The sequence below is a fragment of the Streptomyces sp. NBC_01460 genome (assembly GCF_036227405.1).
In the GTDB taxonomy this organism is placed as follows: domain Bacteria; phylum Actinomycetota; class Actinomycetes; order Streptomycetales; family Streptomycetaceae; genus Streptomyces.
Window position 1 is genome coordinate 4,727,303 of record NZ_CP109473.1, and the last position, 15,090, is coordinate 4,742,392.

The following is a 15,090-nucleotide window of genomic DNA, read 5'->3' on the forward strand; positions in this document are numbered from 1 at the left end:
GTGACCGAGTCCGCCTCCCCGAGGGAATCTGATGCGCCCGAGAGCCGACCAGTGACCGCCCCACCGGGGGTCGAAGCCCGCCGCACCGTCGAATCCGGCGTCGGTGGCGACGAGCCCTCGGACGCCTCGGTCGTCGAGCGTTCCTGGGGTGAACCCGACGCGTTCGCCGTGCTGTTCGACCGGTACGCCGACGACATCCACCGCTACGTCGCCAGGAGGCTCGGCACCGAAGCTGCCGACGACCTGATGGCCGAGACCTTCGTGATCGCGTTCCAGCAGCGCCGCCGGTACGACCTGTCGAGGGCGCAGGCGAGGCCCTGGCTCTACGGCATCGCCACCAACCTGGTCGGAGGGCACCGGCGGGCCGAGGCCAGGAGGCTGCGCGCCCTCTCCCGTGCTGCCTCCGCCGCACCCGGTGGGGGTGAGCCCCTGGCGGACCGGGTGGCGGCACGGGTCAGCGCCGAGGGCGTCCGGGCCGAACTCGCCGGAGCCCTCGCCGCGTTGCCCGCCCGCTACCGGGACGTGCTGCTGGTCGTCGCCTGGGGGGACCTGGACTACGCGGAGGCGGCGGACGCCCTCGGTGTCCCGGTGGGGACCGTGCGCTCGCGGCTCCACCGGGCCCGGAAGAAGCTCCGCGAGGCGCTGGGCGGTTCGGATCCCACCCGACGTGACGACGATCTTGAGGAGCCCGGCCATGGATGAGGTCACCGCGCTGCGGGAGCTGGAGGACGACGTGCCCGCGCTCACCGGCGACGCACGCGCCGCCGCCCGTACCCGGCTGTCGGAGGCCATCGCGAAGGAGGGGCGGAGGAGAGCCGGGGTGCTGTCCAGGCGGCTGGTGCTGCGGGCCGGGTTCGCCGCTACGGCGGCCGCCGCGGTGACCGGGACGGTCGTCGTGGCCACGGACGGGGGCGGACCGCGGATGAGCGCGCTGTCCGCCGCCCAGGTGCTGGACCGGGCGGCGGACAGGTACCGCGCCGACGGCGCCGGGGCGCCGGTGCCGCGTGACGACCAGTACCTCTATGCCAAGGAGATCTACACGCGGACCATTTCGAAGAACGGGAAGCGGACGACGCACATGGACGAGTTCTGGATCTCCGTGGACGGTTCCCGGCCCTCCCGGTACGTCTACGACGGGCGGATCAAGGACGAGCCCCCGCTGTCGTCCCATGAGACGAGGTGGCCGCCCACCGAGTACGCGAAGCTGGCGGAGCTGCCGACCGATCCGGACGAGCTGCTCGAGCTCTTCACCAGGAGCAGCTCCGGGGGGATCCCGGCGTACATGGACTTCCTCATGCTGATGCGTGACCCGCGGGTCATGCCTCCGGGGCTGCAGGCCGCCGCGTTCGAAGCGCTCGCGAAGCTGCCCGGAATCGTGCTGGACGACGACGAGGTGGACGCGCTCGGGCGGCACGGGATCGGTGTCACGTATCCGGGGATGACGATCGGCCTCGTCTTCGAGCAGGGCACGTACGCCTACCTCGGGCTCCGCCTGGAGGGCGTGAGAGGGGCGCGCACGAAGGGGAAGGCACTGGTGGGTGGCGAGAAGTACATCGAGGTGAGAGGGCGCGTGGCGTCCGGCGTGGTGGACGAGATCGGGCGGCGGCCCCGGTAGGCATGTGCGGGCGGCCCCGGTAGGTGCGTGCGGGGCGGGCGCGGTAGGCACGTGCGGGCGGGCCCGGTCGGGGGGCCGGGCCCGCCCGCACGTTACCGAAGCGTAACTTACCGATGAGTTACTTCGGGTAACGCCTCGGTGCTAGCTTGCGCTCACCTTCATCGGAGCAGAACGAGGAGTGAGCCGTGAGTCCGCGCAAGACCACCCGTTCGAGCCCGGCCCTGAACACCCCCCACCTCCCGGAACCCCGGCGGCAGGGACGCCGTACGGGGCGCCTGCTGGCCGCGTCCGTGGCCGTCGCCGCCTGTCTCGGAGCGGCGGCCGTCCCCGCCTCCGCCTCCCCCGCCGCCGGGTCGGATCCGGTGGTCTCCCGGGGTGTGACCATCCCCGCCTTCTACAACCCGCCGACGCAGCTGCCCGCCGCCGACGGGTCCCTCGTCCGGACGGAGCCGCTGCCCCTCGGGGTCAGCCTTCCCGGCCTCGACGGCCGCCCGATGCCCGGCACCGCGACGCGGTTGATGTACAAGTCCACCGACGCGGGCGGCGGGCCCGTCGCCGTCACCGGCGCGTACATCGAGCCGTCCGCCGCATGGAAGGGCGGCGGCGCCCGCCCCCTGGTGGCGCTGGCCTCGGGGACCATGGGCCAGGGCGACCAGTGCGCCCCCTCGCTGTCGCTCCAGCACCCGCTGACCATCGGCGAGGGCACGGTGTCGATCGGGTACGACAACATCGCCGTCTACCGCTTCCTCGCCGCCGGTGCGGCCGTCGTCGTCACCGACTACGCCGGACTCGGCACGACCGACCGGCTCCACACCTACGTCAACCGCGTCGACGAGGGTCACGCCCTCCTGGACGCGGCCCGCGCGGCACGCTCCGTCGCGGGCGCCTCGGTCACCTCCGCCTCGAAGGTGGGCCTCTACGGTTACAGCCAGGGCGGCGGCGCCAGCGCGTCGGCGGCCGAACTGCAGTCCTCGTACGCCCCCGACGTCAATCTGGCGGGCACCTACGCGGGTGCCCCGCCCGCCGACCTCACCGAGGTCATGAAGGGCATCGACGGCAGCGCCCTGGCCGGCGCGCTGGGGTGGTCCATCAACGGCTTCGTCCAGTCGGACCCGTCGCTCAAGGCGATCGTGGACGCGCAGACGAACGACGTCGGCAAGGCCGCCCTGAAGGACACCTCCACCATGTGCGTGGGCGACTCGATCCTCGGCTACGGCTTCACGAACAGCAAGAAGTGGACCGCCAACGGCAAGCCCATCGCCGACATCATCGCGGCCGAACCGAAGCTGCAGGCGATCCTCGCCCAGCAGCGCATCGGCACCCTGAAGCCGACGGCCCCGGTCCGCCTGGCCACCGGCGTGCAGGACGACATCGTCGGACACAAGCAGGCCAGGCAGCTCGCGGTGGACTGGTGCCGCAAGGGGGGCGACGTGACGTACGAGGCCGTCCAGCTGCCCAACCTCGGCGACAAGCTCCTCACCAACCACCTCGCCCCGCTCCTCACCGACCAGGGCAGCGCCATCTCCTGGCTGACCGACCGGCTCTCCGGGAAGAGGACCGTCTCCAACTGCTGGTCCATGCCGCTCCAGCCCTGACGTCTCCCACCCCGTGACCCCCGAGGCCGCGGCGCGTCCGTTCCGCGGATGCCGCCGCGGTCTCGCGTATCTTCACGCATGCGTTCACGCGGGGAGCTGCGCCCGGGGTGGCTGACCCGTAGTCTGGTTATTGGACTAGACCTGTAGTCCGTAGCCGCTCCGAGGGAATGGAACACCATGAGCAACCGTGCAGTCCTGGAGGTGATCGCTCTCGACGCCGAGGACGCGGTCGCGGCGCAGGAGGGCGGTGCTGACCGCCTCGAACTGGTCACCGACATGGCGGCCGACGGCCTGACGCCCCCGCTCGCGGTCTTCGAGGAGATCCGGGCCGCCGTCGACATCCCGCTGAGGGTCATGCTCAGGGTCGCGGACGGATTCGCCGCGGGTGACATCGGTGTCCTCGTGGACAAGGCCCGCGCGCTGCGCGCCGCGGGCGCCGAGGAATTCGTCCTCGGCTTCCTCGACGAGGGCGGCCACGCCGACCTGGTGGCCGTCGAGCGCCTCGTCGCCGAGCTCGACGGCCGCCCCTGGACCTTCCACCGCGCCATCGACCGCGCCGCCGACCGTGACGTGCTGCGCAAGCACCTCGCCGACCTGCCGGGGCTGGACACCTACCTCACGGCGGGCTCGCCGCGCGGCGTCGACGACGGCATGGAGACGCTGCTCGCCGAAGCGGCGCACGCGGACCTGCCCGGCTACGAACCGCAGATCATGGTGGGCGGCGGCCTGCGCCTGGACCACCTGCCGCGTCTGCGCGACGCGGGCATCGAGGCCTTCCACATCGGAGGGGCGGCCCGCCCGGGCGGCTGGGACGGTCCGGTGGACGCCGGGGCGGTACGGGAGTGGCGTACGGCGCTCGACAGCTGACGGGTGGGCGCGGCCGACGCGTCACCCGTTCCCCCACTCCGGGGTGCCGCGGCGCCGGGACCGGCTTTGAATGCTGGTGTCCCAGGTGCCCGGCCCAGCCCCGGAGTCCGCATGTCGCATCCGCAGCCCGCACGCGATCCCGGCACCGCCGCGCGGCGGACGGGGACGCTGCACGCGACCGGTGCCTGGTGCGCGCGCCACTTCGTGATCGTCTTCGTGCTGTGGCTGGCCGCGCTCGCCGTGCTCCAGGTCCTGCACCACACCTGGGGCGGCGACTACTCCGACGACTTCTCGATCTCCGGGACCCAGTCGCAGGAGGGCCTCGACGTACTGGAGGCGCACGCCCCCTCGGCCGGCGGCTACAGCAGCCAGGTGGTCGTGCACGACGCCGACGCGTCGCTCACCGGACTGAGCAGCCAGATGTCCACGGTCGTGGACAGCCTCCAGAAGCTGCCCGACGTGCTCTCCGTCCAGAACCCCCTGACCGCCCAGAGCAGTACGAGCGGCCCGGATGTGGGACCGCTCTCCGGCGACGGGAGGACGGCGTACATCACCGTCCGGTTCAGTGAGCAGCCCTCCACCCTGGGGTCGGGGTACCTCGACGGGGTGGACTCGGCGGTGCAGCCGCTGCGGGCGGCGGGCGCCGAGGTGGAGTACGGAGGCTCGCTGGGCGAGCTGGCCCGGCCCGCCGCGAACGACCGCATCAGCGAGGCCATCGGTTTCGGGGTCGCCGTGGTGGTGCTGCTGATCGGCTTCGGCAGCCTCGTGGCCGCCCTGCTGCCGCTCGTCACCGCCCTCGTCTGCGTGGTCTGCGGGCTCGCCCTGCTGGGCCTGCTGGCCGCGGCGACGACCTTCGCGACGGTGTCGCCGACCCTGGCCACGATGATCGGGCTCGGCGTCGGCATCGACTACGCCCTCTTCCTGGTCACCCGGCACCGTCAGAACGTCATGGACGGCACGGACCCGGTGGCCGCTGCCGGGGCGGCCACCGCCACCAGCGGCCGGGCCGTGCTGCTGTCCGGGTGCACGGTGATCATCGCCCTCTGCGGGCTGTGGGTCTCCGGGATCGACTTCATCGGCAAGCTCGGGCTGGCGGCCGCCGTCACCGTCGTCACGGCCGTGCTCGGGGCGCTGACCCTGGTGCCGGCCGTGCTCGGGCTGATGGGGCGGCAGATCGACCGGATCCACGTCCGGAAGCCGATCGCCGAGGTGGAGACCGGCGGGGAGCCCCGTACCCCGAAGGCCGTGGAGCCCTCGGAGCCCGTGGAGCCCTCGGAGCCCGTGGGGCCCTCGGAGTCCGTGGATCCTCGTGGGGCGGCGGACGACCAGGAGCGGGCGGCGCACGGCACGTGGCACCGGTACGCGCAGCGGGTCGAGCGCCGGCCGTGGTGGTTCCTGGCCACCGGGGTGGTCGTGCTGGCCGTCCTCGCCTTCCCGCTCTTCTTCATCCAGCTCGGGCACATCGGGGACGGTGCCGACCCCCGATCCTTCACCGACCGGCGCGCCTACGACCTCATGTCCTCGGCTTTCGGGCCGGGCTCGAACGGCCCGCTGACACTCGTGATCGACCAGACCAAGGTCTCCCAGGACGACCGGTCCGCGCTGGAGAGCCAGGCGAAACAGGCGCTGGCCAAGGTGCCGGACGCGGCCCTCATCACCCCGCTCACCCCCACCTCGGACGGCGACGTCCTCACCGCCACCGCCTACTCCGTCGCCGCACCGCAGGACGCGCGGACCACCGGCCTGGTCAACCGCATGAAGCACGACGTGCTGCCCGACGCGGTGTCCGGGACGGCCGCGAGCGGCTACGTGACCGGCACGACGGCCGCCCAGGTCGACTTCCTGGACATCGTCTCCAGCAGGCTGCCCCTGATCATCGCCGTGGTGGTCGCCCTCGCCTTCCTCGTCATCCTGGCCGTGTTCCGCGGGCTGCTCGTCGCGGTCAAGGCGGCCGTGCTCAACGTGCTGTCGATCGCCGCCTCGTACGGGGTCGTGGTCGCCGTCTTCCAGTGGGGCTGGGGCGGACCCGCGCTCGGGGTCTCGGGAGACGTGCCGATCGAGAGCTACGTACCGATGATGATGTTCGCCATCGTCTTCGGTCTCAGCATGGACTACGAGATCTTCCTCCTGTCCCGGATCCACGAGGCGTGGGTGGCCACCAGGGACCCCAGGGCGAGCGTGGCGCACGCCCTGGAGATCACCGCGCGGGTCATCACCTGCGCCGCCCTGATCATGGTCAGCGTCTTCGCCGCCTTCATCATCAGCGACAACATCGTCGTGAAGATGCTGGGCCTCGGCCTCGCCGCCAGCGTCCTCATCGACGCCACCGTCGTACGGCTGCTGCTGGTGCCCGCCGTCATGACCCTGCTCGGCCGGGCCGCCTGGTGGACGCCGCGATGGCTGGACGGGATCCTGCCGCACCTCGACGCGGAAGGACCGGAGAACCGGGAACCACACACGCCCGCCGTTCGTCACTCAGAGTAGGCATACGAACGGGAGTGGACGATGTCGGTCACGCTGGGCGAAGAGATCATGCTGCTGTCCCTGGACGACGAGTCCGGGGCGGCCAAGGACCGGGAGGCCGCCGGCTGGGCGGTCGCGGGCGGGATCGTGCTCGAACTCGCCCTGGCGGGACGGCTCGCCGTCGCCGAGGGGCGGCTGGAGGTGGCCGACCGGACGCCCACGGGCACCGGCCTCCTCGACGAGCGGCTCGGCCTGATCGACGCCTGGGCGGCGAAGAAGAGCAGAGCTCCCAAGGTGACGGACTGGCTGACGAAGGACCACGGCAGAGCGGTCGGAGCCACGATCGAGAGCCTCCGCGCCCGAGGGCTCGTGAGCGAGGAGCAGCGCAAGGTGCTGGGCCTCTTCCCGGTGCGCCGCTACCCGGAGGCCGACGGCGCCCCCGAGCGCGAGCTGCGGGAGCGCCTGGCCTCGGTGGTGCTGCGTGGCGCGGATCCGGACGACCGCACGGCCGGTCTCATCGCCCTGATACACGCCGCCAAGCTGCACCGCCTCGCGTTCCCGGAGGTCCCGGCGCGGGAGGTGACGCCGCGCATGGAGAAGATCGCGGACGGCCGGTGGGCGGGCGACGAGGTCCGCACGGCGATCCGCACCATGCAGGCGGCGATGGTGGCGGTCACCGTGCTGACCACGGTGACGGTGATCGGCTGACCTGACGACGGGCCGGCCGGTCCGGTCGGTCGGCCGTCCGGGCGCCCGGACGGCCGACCGACCCCGCTACCCCAGCTGCTCCGGCAGCGGGGCCGCGTGCAGGACCACGAGCCCCGAGACCGCACGGGTCAGGGCCACGTACAGACGGCGCAGGCCGGTGCGCTCGTCGGGCTCGCCGTCGACCACGGCCGCGGGCTCGTCCAGGACGACGTAGTCGTACTCGAGTCCCTTCGCGAGCGAGGCCGGGACGAGCGTCAGCCGGGATTCCGCCGTCGTCTCCTCACCGGGGGAGAGGACGCTGTGGCCCGCCTCCGCGAGCGCCGCCGACAGCGCCGGGATGCGGGCGTCGGCGGCGATCAGGCCGATCGAGCCCTCGTGGCGCAGCGACTCCTCGCACGCCGCGACCACCGCGGCGTCCAGGTCGTCCGCCGCGACCTCGCGCACCGCCAGCGAGCCCGGCGTCTCACGCACCGACTCCACGGGGGCGAGGCCCGGGGAGATCGCGGGGAGGAGACGGGAGGCGTACGCGATCACTTCACGCGGCACACGGAAGCCGGCCGTCAGCTCCTCCACGACCGCGTCCGCCTTGCCGAGGTGGAACAGCGCCTGTTCCCAGCTCTGCGTCGACCACGGGGTCGTCCCCTGGGCCAGGTCGCCGAGCACCGTCGCCGAACCGGTCGAGCAGCGCCGGCCCACCGCGCGGTACTGCATCGGGGACAGGTCCTGGGCCTCGTCGATGACGACATGGCCCAGCGAGTGGGTGCGGGCCACGAGGTCGGCCGCCTCGTCGATCAGGACCGCGTCCGCCGCCGACCACTTCGCCGACTTCACACTGCGCGCGGGCCTGGCCATCAGGATCTGCTTCTGCTCGTCGCCCGTGAGGATCCCCTCCGCGTGCGCCGCCAGGAAGTCCGCGTCCGTGAGGAGCCGCAGCACCAGCTTCGCCGGCTCCACCGCGGGCCAGACCGCCTTCACGGCGGCCTTCACGGCCGGATTGCGCGCCACCGCGTTCTGCACCCGGTCGTCCGGTGCCTCGCCCGCCTCCTCCATCCGCACCAGGACCGCGTGCGCGATGCGCTGCGGGAGAGCCTCGTGGGCCGCCCCGTACCGCATGTCCCGGGCCAGCAACTCGTCGACCATATGGGCGACTTCATGGGCCGGGACCCTCCAGCGGCGGGAGCCGCGCACCACCACGACCGGCTCGGCCGGGGGCGTCACGTGCGAGCGGATCGCCCGCCGCAGGACCTCCGCCATCCGGGCGTCGCCCTTGATCACCGCCGCGGCCGCCTCGTCGGTGCCGCGCACCTCGACGCGCGCCGTCACCAGGTCCTCGACGGTCGCCTGCTGCACCTCCAGCTCGCCGAGCGCGGGCAGGACCTGCTCGATGTAGTGGAGGAACGACCGGTTCGGGCCGATGACGAGGGTGCCGGTGCGGGCGAGGCGGTCGCGGTGCGCGTACAGGAGGTAGGCGACACGGTGCAGGCCGACGGCCGTCTTCCCGGTGCCGGGGCCTCCCTGGACGCAGACCGACCCGCCCAGGCCGCTGCGGACGATCTCGTCCTGCTCGGGCTGGATCGTCGCGACGATGTCACGCATCGGCCCCACACGGGGCCGTTCGATCTCCGCCTGGAGGAGCTTGCTGGTCTGCTCGGTCTCCGCGGGGTCGGTGAGGTGCTCGTCCTCGTACGCGGTCAGCTCGCCCCCGGTGTAGCCGAAGCGGCGGCGCCGGTCGACGTCCAGCGGGTTGTTCCTGGAGGCCTGGTAGAAGGGCTGCGAGACCGGGGCGCGCCAGTCGATGACCATCGGGTCGCCGTGGGCGTCGTGGACGTGGCGCCGCCCGATGTAGAACCGCTCGCCCTCCGCGCCCTCCGCCTTCTCGGCGCCGACCACGTGGAGGTAGTCGAGGCGGCCGAAGAACAGCGGGGTGTGGGAGAGGTCGGCGAGCGCCTTGATGCGGTCGTCGATCTGAGCCTGCAGAACGGCGGCGTTGACCCAGTTCGCGGTGACATCGCGGATGTCGAGCGCCTGTACGTCCTCGCGCATGGCGCGCAGCGCGGCACGGGACGCGGCGAGGTGCGCCCGCTCCCTGACCAGTGGATTGCTTGACTCTTCGTGCGCGGGCACGGTGTTGCCTCCGGCTTTTCGACGCAGGACGGCGGACAGGGCACACCGCCCTGTCCGCTCGGGGACGTTCACACGCGGATGCGCACGCGCGTGGGCGCGTGCGGCGGTTGTCGGCCGGTTTCCGTCCGGTCGGCGGCGCTCCCCCGGCTGCCGGCCGCTCGAAGGGCTGGCCGGTACCACGGTGCGGGAGGCGGGCAGACCGGCGATTGTAGCGATCGCGGACCCCGGGGGCGAACGAATTGGCGCGGTGCCGTCTCCGTCCCGTACGCGGTGCCGTCTCCGTCCCGTAGGGGACGGCATGCGACCTGGGGCCTACCCGCGCCCGCCCGCGCTTCGGCCCGCAGACCGATGCCGGAGGGCACCCGGGCGGAGCACCATGGATACATGAGCAGCCTTTATCTGAACCCGGACAGGACCGGCCCCGCGCACGGCGCGACCGCGGCGACCGGTCACCCACGAAGCCACCGCATGGGAAACGCGGTGCGCGCCGTTTCCGTGTTCGCGCGCACCGCGTTCGGTGTGGCCGTGCTCGGTGAGTACGCGGAGGAGGCGGGCGTCGTCCGCCGCCACCGCTGATCCGCCGCCGCTCGTCCCTGCCGCCGCTGATCCCTCCCGGAGATTCCTGTCAGCTCTCCGTCAGCAGCTCGTCCGCGTCGACGATCCGGTAGGCGTACCCCTGCTCGGCGAGGAACCGCTGGCGGTGTGCCGCGAAGTCCTGGTCGATCGTGTCGCGGGCGACCACCGAGTAGAACCGGGCCTCGTGCCCGTCCGCCTTCGGCCGCAGCACCCGGCCGAGCCGCTGTGCCTCCTCCTGGCGCGAGCCGAACGTCCCCGACACCTGGATCGCGACCGTCGCCTCCGGCAGGTCGATCGAGAAGTTCGCGACCTTCGACACGACCAGCACGTTGATCTCGCCCTGCCGGAACGCCTCGAACAGCTTCTCGCGCTGCGCGTTGCTCGTCTCGCCCTTGATCACCGGGGCGTCCAGGTGCTCACCGAGCTCGTCCAGCTGGTCGATGTACTGGCCGATGACCAGGGTCTGCTCGCCCCGGTGCTTGCGGACCAGCGCCTCGGTGACCTTCCGCTTCGTCGCGGTCGTCGCGCAGAACCGGTACTTCTCCTCGGCCTCGGCCGTCGCGTAGGCGAGACGCTCCGAGTCCGTGAGATTCACGCGGACCTCGACGCAGTCGGCGGGCGCGATGTAGCCCTGTGCCTCGATCTCCTTCCACGGGGCGTCGAACCTCTTCGGCCCGATGAGCGAGAAGACGTCCGACTCACGGCCGTCCTCGCGCACCAGCGTCGCGGTGAGACCGAGGCGGCGACGGGCCTGGAGGTCGGCGGTGAACTTGAAGACGGGCGCGGGCAGCAGATGCACCTCGTCGTAGATCACGAGCCCCCAGTCGCGGGAGTCGAACAGCTCCAGGTGCGGGTAGATCCCCTTACGGCGGGTGGTCAGCACCTGGTACGTGGCGATGGTGACCGGCCGGATCTCCTTGCGCGTACCGCTGTACTCGCCGATCTCGTCCTCGGTCAGCGAGGTCCGCTTCACCAGCTCGTGCTTCCACTGGCGGGCGGAGACGGTGTTGGTGACCAGGATCAGCGTGGTCGCCTTGGCCTCGGCCATGGCACCGGCCCCGACCAGCGTCTTGCCCGCGCCGCAGGGGAGCACGACGACGCCCGAGCCGCCGTGCCAGAACCCGTCGACGGCCTGCTTCTGGTACGGGCGGAGCGCCCAGCCGTCCTGGTCGAGCTCGATCGGGTGCGCCTCGCCGTCGACGTAACCGGCGAGGTCCTCGGCCGGCCAGCCCAGCTTGAGCAGCGTCTGCTTGATCTGCCCGCGCTCGGACGGGTGCACGGCCACGGTGTCCGGGTCGAGGCGCGCACCGACCAGCGGCTGGACCTTCTTCGAGCGGAGGATCTCCTCCAGCACCGGCCGGTCGTTGGACGTCAGCACCAGACCGTGGACGGGGTGCTTGGACAGGGTGAGGCGGCCGTACCGCGCCATCGTCTCGGCGATGTCGACGAGGAGCGCGTGCGGCACGGGGTAGCGCGAGTACTCCACGAGCGCGTCGACGACCTGCTCGGCGTCGTGCCCCGCGGCGCGGGCGTTCCACAGGCCGAGCGGGGTCACGCGGTAGGTGTGGATGTGCTCGGGGGCACGCTCCAGCTCGGCGAAGGGCGCGATGACACGGCGGCAGGCTTCCGCCTGGTCGTGGTCGACCTCGAGGAGCAGCGTCTTGTCACTCTGGACGATGAGGGGTCCGGTCACGCGCGTCGGCCCTTTCCTGCGGGGGGTGGCCGTCCGGGTGCGAACGGCCAAACGTCCAGTGTGCCGCATCCGCCGCGAACGGGTGGCGCGCGTGCGTGACGGAGTGCGGTCCGGACCCGTCCGGGCCCGTAGCGTGGAGGGATGGACGGAGCCGGAGCGGCGGGGCCCGGGCCCGGGGACCCGGGGTTCCCGGCGTACCACGCGCCGCGGTGCGCCGGCCTCGGCGAGCTGGACGCGCGCGTCGCGGGGTGCCGGGCCTGCCCCCGGCTGGTGGCCTGGCGCGAGGAGGTCGCCGAGGTCAAGCGCGCGGCCTTCCAGGACGAGGACTACTGGGCGCGGCCCGTCCCCGGCTTCGGGCCGCCGGACGCCGCCGTGGCGGTCGTCGGGCTCGCACCCGCCGCGCACGGGGGCAACAGGACCGGCCGGATGTTCACCGGCGACGCCGCCGGCGACTTCCTCTTCGAGGCGCTGCACACGGTGGGGCTCGCCTCACAGCCGTCCTCCGTCCACGCCGGGGACGGCCTCACCCTGCGCGGGGTACGGCTCACGTCACCCGTGCACTGCGCACCCCCGGCGAACAAGCCCACCCCGGGGGAACGCGACACCTGCCGCGCCTGGCTGGCCGCGGAGCTGGACCTGCTGGGCCCGGGGTTGCGCGCGGTGGTGGTCCTCGGCGGTTTCGGCTGGCAGGCGCTGCTCCCCGTGCTCACGGAGGCGGGATGGCGGGTGCCGCGCCCGCGTCCCGCCTTCGGCCACGGCGCGCACGTCGTCCTCCCCGCGACGGAGCGGAGGCAGGAGCTGCGCCTGTTCGGCAGCTATCACCCCAGTCAGCGCAACACGTTCACGGGACGGCTCACCATGCCCATGCTCGTCGACGTGCTCCGTGAGGCCGCCGAGGCGGGCGGGCTGCCGGCTCCCTGACGGCCCACCAGGGGCGGGCGCGTCAGGTCGTCTGTTCGTCGGCGAGCTCCGCGACGCCCGTGATCCGGTGCAGCGGATACGTCCGGACCTCGTCGGCCGTGTGGTCGTACGCCGTCACGAAGCCGCCCTCGACCTTGACCGGGGCGATGACGCGCTGGCTGGCCGCGCCCTCCGCGTTGACGTAGCCGATCCAGACCGCCGAGCCGGTCATCGCGGCCGCCTGCACCGTGGCGAGGGTCTCGGCGGGGGTCGTGCGCGGGAGGGAGCCGCCGCCCGCTCCCGCCGTGTCCGGGGTGTCCTTGTGGACGGCCCTGGCGGCGGAGTCCCCTGCCCGGACGGCCCGTACGGCCGCGGCGAGCAGGGTGGCGTCCGGGACCGGGGGGCCCTCGGGGACGGGGACGGGCGGCGTACGGGGCGGAGTGCGGCGGGCGCCGGCCCGGGTGATCAGGACGTCGCCCTCGGCGGATTCGGCGGCCGGGGCGTACCCCATCTCGCGCAGCCCGTCGAGGAGCGACCCCGGGTCGGCCTGCGCGGCCAGGACGGTCGGGGCGAGGCGGCGGAGCCGCAGGGTGGCCGAGCGCTTGTCGGCCAGGATCTCGTTGAGCACGGCCTCGTCGTCGCAGCGTACGTAGGCGGAGGCGGCGCCGATCCGCAGGTGGCCGTGGCGGCGGGCCACGTCGTCGATGAGGTAGCTCAGCGGCTGCGGCACCGGCGTACGGCTGTGGGTGGCCAGGAAGGCGTGCAGGTCGGTCGCGGCCCGTCCGGCGTCGAGCGCGCGGCGTACGGAGCCCGGGGTGAAGCGGTAGACCGTGGCGCCGCCCTTGGACTCGACGTCGGCGAGCACCGACAGCATCTCGGCGAGCGGGCGTTCCAGCGGTCCGGGCGCGACCGCGGTCAGGTCGGCCTGGAGCAGGACGTGGTCCAGGGGTTCGGGGATCAGCGGGGCGAGGCGGGCGGCGGCGGCAGCGGGGCCCTCGTCGAGCAGCGCGCGGGCCTGGGAGGAGAGGGCGCCGCGGCCGGTGATGCCGAGCAGCTCCGCGTCGTTGACCGTCCACAGGGCGATCCGGGAGCGGAGGTCGGAGGCGTCGCCCGGCGCCGTGGGCCCGCCCGGTGCCGTCGAGCGCAGCGGACGTTCCCAGCGGAGCCGGGCGAGCAGGGTCTGCGGGTCGGGCGCGGTGCCCGGCGGGAGCGAGGCGAACAGGGCCAGGACCCGGTGGCGTACCTCGGGGGCGGCCGAGCGGTCCAGATCGGGGCCGAGGGCGGACAGCGCCCGGCCCTTGGCGTCCTGGCCGCCGATGAGGCCCGCGGTGCGGGTGGCGGCGAGCCAGGCGGTGGCGAGGTGGGTCCAGCGGTCCTGGGCGGGGAGGTCCAGCCACTCGTCGGAGGCCGGGGTCGGCGCGTACCGCTCGTCGGTCTCGCCGTCGGAGGCCAGCAGGCCCGCGGCGTAGGCGAGTTCGATCCAGAAGGCGGCGACGGGCTCGGACACGTCGAGCGCGCCGGCGGCGCGCTTCAGCTCGCGGACGCTCAGGCCGCCGGCGCGCAGGATGGCGGGGCCGCCGTTGTTCCAGAGCTTCAGCAGATCCTCGACGGTGGACAGCGCCATGAAGCCCTGGCCCGCCGCGGCTCTGTCCACAGCCTGGGGATCGCGCTCGGCCGCCGCCACGAGCACCGGCGCGACGGGCTCGGGCACACGGTGGGCGCGGCCGGCCCGCAGGTGCAGCGCCGCCTCCCGCGGCAGGACGACGGTGCGCGTCGACACGGGCAGCAGCAGGCCGCGGTCGCGCAGCCACTGCACGGGCGGGGTGGGATTCGGGGTGACCTCCCCGTAGGGCGGGCCCCAGACCAGCCGGTCGAGCACGGACAGCGCCTCGACCGGGGCGGTGTCCAGCAGCTCGGCCATCCTGGTCCGGTCCGTGAAGAGCCCGGCCAGCGCGGTGACGGCGGACACCGGGTCGTAGGTGGCCGGCAGTCCGGCGGCGGTCAGGATCTCCTGCAGCCTGCCGGGCGACATCCCGGCCGTGGCCTCGGAGACGGTCGGGCCGAGGCCCGTGGGGGAGGGGTGCTGCGGCGACGGGGCGAGCAGCTCGCGTGCGGTGCGCACGAGGTGCAGCCGGGCGTCCTCGCCCCAGACCAGGGCCTGTTCGCGCAGGGTCGCGAGGGCGTCCGGCAGGGCGGCGGTGATCGCCGCGCCCGCGTCGTCGCGCCCCTCGCCGTCGTCCTGCCCGTCGCCGGTGAGGAGCGCGAGCAGCGTGTCGTACGGGGCGGGGTCCGGCGCCACGGCCAGCGCCTCCGCGGTCTGCAGGGCGAACCGGTCGAGGTGCTCCAGCGCACGGACGACGGAGGCCCGGGTGCCGGCCCGCGTGGCCAGTTGCGTGATGTCGTTCGGCACGGGGCTGAGCAGGTCGGGGCGGGCACGCAGCAGCCCTGCCAGCGATTCGTCGCCCCGGGCGCGCAGGGCTTCGGCGAGCGTGCGCGGTGGTGTGGTCGTCCCCATCCGTCCCACGGTAGCCCCTGGAACGCTACCGTCG

The 15,090-nt window shown here is 73.4% G+C and carries 11 protein-coding genes; 8 read left to right on the forward strand and 3 right to left on the reverse strand.

Translation table 11 applies throughout. From position 1 onward, the window contains the following. The first annotated feature begins 51 nt into the window (after nt 1-51). From OG488_RS21230 to OG488_RS21255, 6 genes are all read left to right on the forward strand, one after another. Nucleotides 52-702, forward strand: coding sequence for an RNA polymerase sigma factor (locus OG488_RS21230; RefSeq protein WP_329231435.1), 651 nt, complete (start codon nt 52-54; stop codon nt 700-702). After that, complete coding sequence (locus OG488_RS21235) at nt 695-1,615, forward strand: CU044_5270 family protein (RefSeq protein WP_329231437.1); 921 nt, start codon at nt 695-697, stop codon at nt 1,613-1,615. The genes OG488_RS21230 and OG488_RS21235 overlap by 8 nt, the downstream gene beginning before the upstream one ends. A 185-nt stretch (nt 1,616-1,800) precedes the next feature. Further along, entirely contained in the window at nt 1,801-3,210 is a 1,410-nt protein-coding gene (locus OG488_RS21240) for a lipase family protein (protein WP_406463803.1), read from the forward strand. Nucleotides 3,211-3,387: 177 nt separating this feature from the next. Further along, on the forward strand, nt 3,388-4,077 hold the full coding sequence (locus tag OG488_RS21245; protein ID WP_329231440.1) for a copper homeostasis protein CutC: 690 nt from the start codon (nt 3,388-3,390) through the stop codon (nt 4,075-4,077). 111 nt (nt 4,078-4,188) lie between these two features. Further along, on the forward strand, nt 4,189-6,561 hold the full coding sequence (locus tag OG488_RS21250) for an MMPL family transporter (RefSeq protein ID WP_329231442.1): 2,373 nt from the start codon (nt 4,189-4,191) through the stop codon (nt 6,559-6,561). 21 nt (nt 6,562-6,582) lie between these two features. Then, nucleotides 6,583-7,248 carry a GOLPH3/VPS74 family protein gene (locus OG488_RS21255; RefSeq protein ID WP_329231444.1) on the forward strand — a complete coding sequence of 222 codons (666 nt, stop codon included), beginning with the start codon at nt 6,583-6,585 and terminating at the stop codon, nt 7,246-7,248. A 66-nt stretch (nt 7,249-7,314) separates the two neighbouring features. Here the strand turns inward: OG488_RS21255 and OG488_RS21260 are convergent, their stop codons facing one another. Further along, nucleotides 7,315-9,372 carry a HelD family protein gene (locus OG488_RS21260; RefSeq protein ID WP_329231446.1) on the reverse strand — a complete coding sequence of 686 codons (2,058 nt, stop codon included), beginning with the start codon at nt 9,370-9,372 and terminating at the stop codon, nt 7,315-7,317. Between the two features lie 384 nt (nt 9,373-9,756). On the opposite strand from OG488_RS21260, the gene OG488_RS21265 reads away from it, so the two are divergent. Further along, nucleotides 9,757-9,948 (forward strand): hypothetical protein, encoded by a 192-nt coding sequence (locus tag OG488_RS21265; protein WP_329231447.1) that lies wholly within the window; start codon nt 9,757-9,759, stop codon nt 9,946-9,948. Nucleotides 9,949-9,997: 49 nt separating this feature from the next. Here the strand turns inward: OG488_RS21265 and OG488_RS21270 are convergent, their stop codons facing one another. After that, on the reverse strand, nt 9,998-11,641 hold the full coding sequence (locus OG488_RS21270) for a DNA repair helicase XPB (RefSeq protein WP_329231449.1): 1,644 nt from the start codon (nt 11,639-11,641) through the stop codon (nt 9,998-10,000). Nucleotides 11,642-11,782: 141 nt separating this feature from the next. On the opposite strand from OG488_RS21270, the gene OG488_RS21275 reads away from it, so the two are divergent. Then, nucleotides 11,783-12,562: a uracil-DNA glycosylase gene (locus tag OG488_RS21275; protein ID WP_329231451.1), complete on the forward strand. Its 780-nt coding sequence runs from the start codon at nt 11,783-11,785 to the stop codon at nt 12,560-12,562. A 22-nt stretch (nt 12,563-12,584) separates the two neighbouring features. Here OG488_RS21275 and OG488_RS21280 read toward each other — a convergent pair whose 3' ends face one another. Next, nucleotides 12,585-15,056, reverse strand: coding sequence for a helicase C-terminal domain-containing protein (locus tag OG488_RS21280; RefSeq protein ID WP_329231452.1), 2,472 nt, complete (start codon nt 15,054-15,056; stop codon nt 12,585-12,587). Nucleotides 15,057-15,090 lie beyond the last annotated feature (34 nt).

What these genes read in the sequence shown, in the direction of transcription:
- OG488_RS21235 (WP_329231437.1), top strand. Translation starts at nt 695, where the DNA reads ATGGATGAGGTCACCGCGCTGCGGGAGCTGGAGGACGACGTGCCCGCG.
- OG488_RS21245 (WP_329231440.1), top strand. Translation starts at nt 3,388, where the DNA reads ATGAGCAACCGTGCAGTCCTGGAGGTGATCGCTCTCGACGCCGAGGAC.
- OG488_RS21250 (WP_329231442.1), top strand. Translation starts at nt 4,189, where the DNA reads ATGTCGCATCCGCAGCCCGCACGCGATCCCGGCACCGCCGCGCGGCGG.
- OG488_RS21255 (WP_329231444.1), top strand. Translation starts at nt 6,583, where the DNA reads ATGTCGGTCACGCTGGGCGAAGAGATCATGCTGCTGTCCCTGGACGAC.
- OG488_RS21265 (WP_329231447.1), top strand. Translation starts at nt 9,757, where the DNA reads ATGAGCAGCCTTTATCTGAACCCGGACAGGACCGGCCCCGCGCACGGC.
- OG488_RS21275 (WP_329231451.1), top strand. Translation starts at nt 11,783, where the DNA reads ATGGACGGAGCCGGAGCGGCGGGGCCCGGGCCCGGGGACCCGGGGTTC.
- OG488_RS21280 (WP_329231452.1), bottom strand. Translation starts at nt 15,056, where the DNA reads ATGGGGACGACCACACCACCGCGCACGCTCGCCGAAGCCCTGCGCGCC.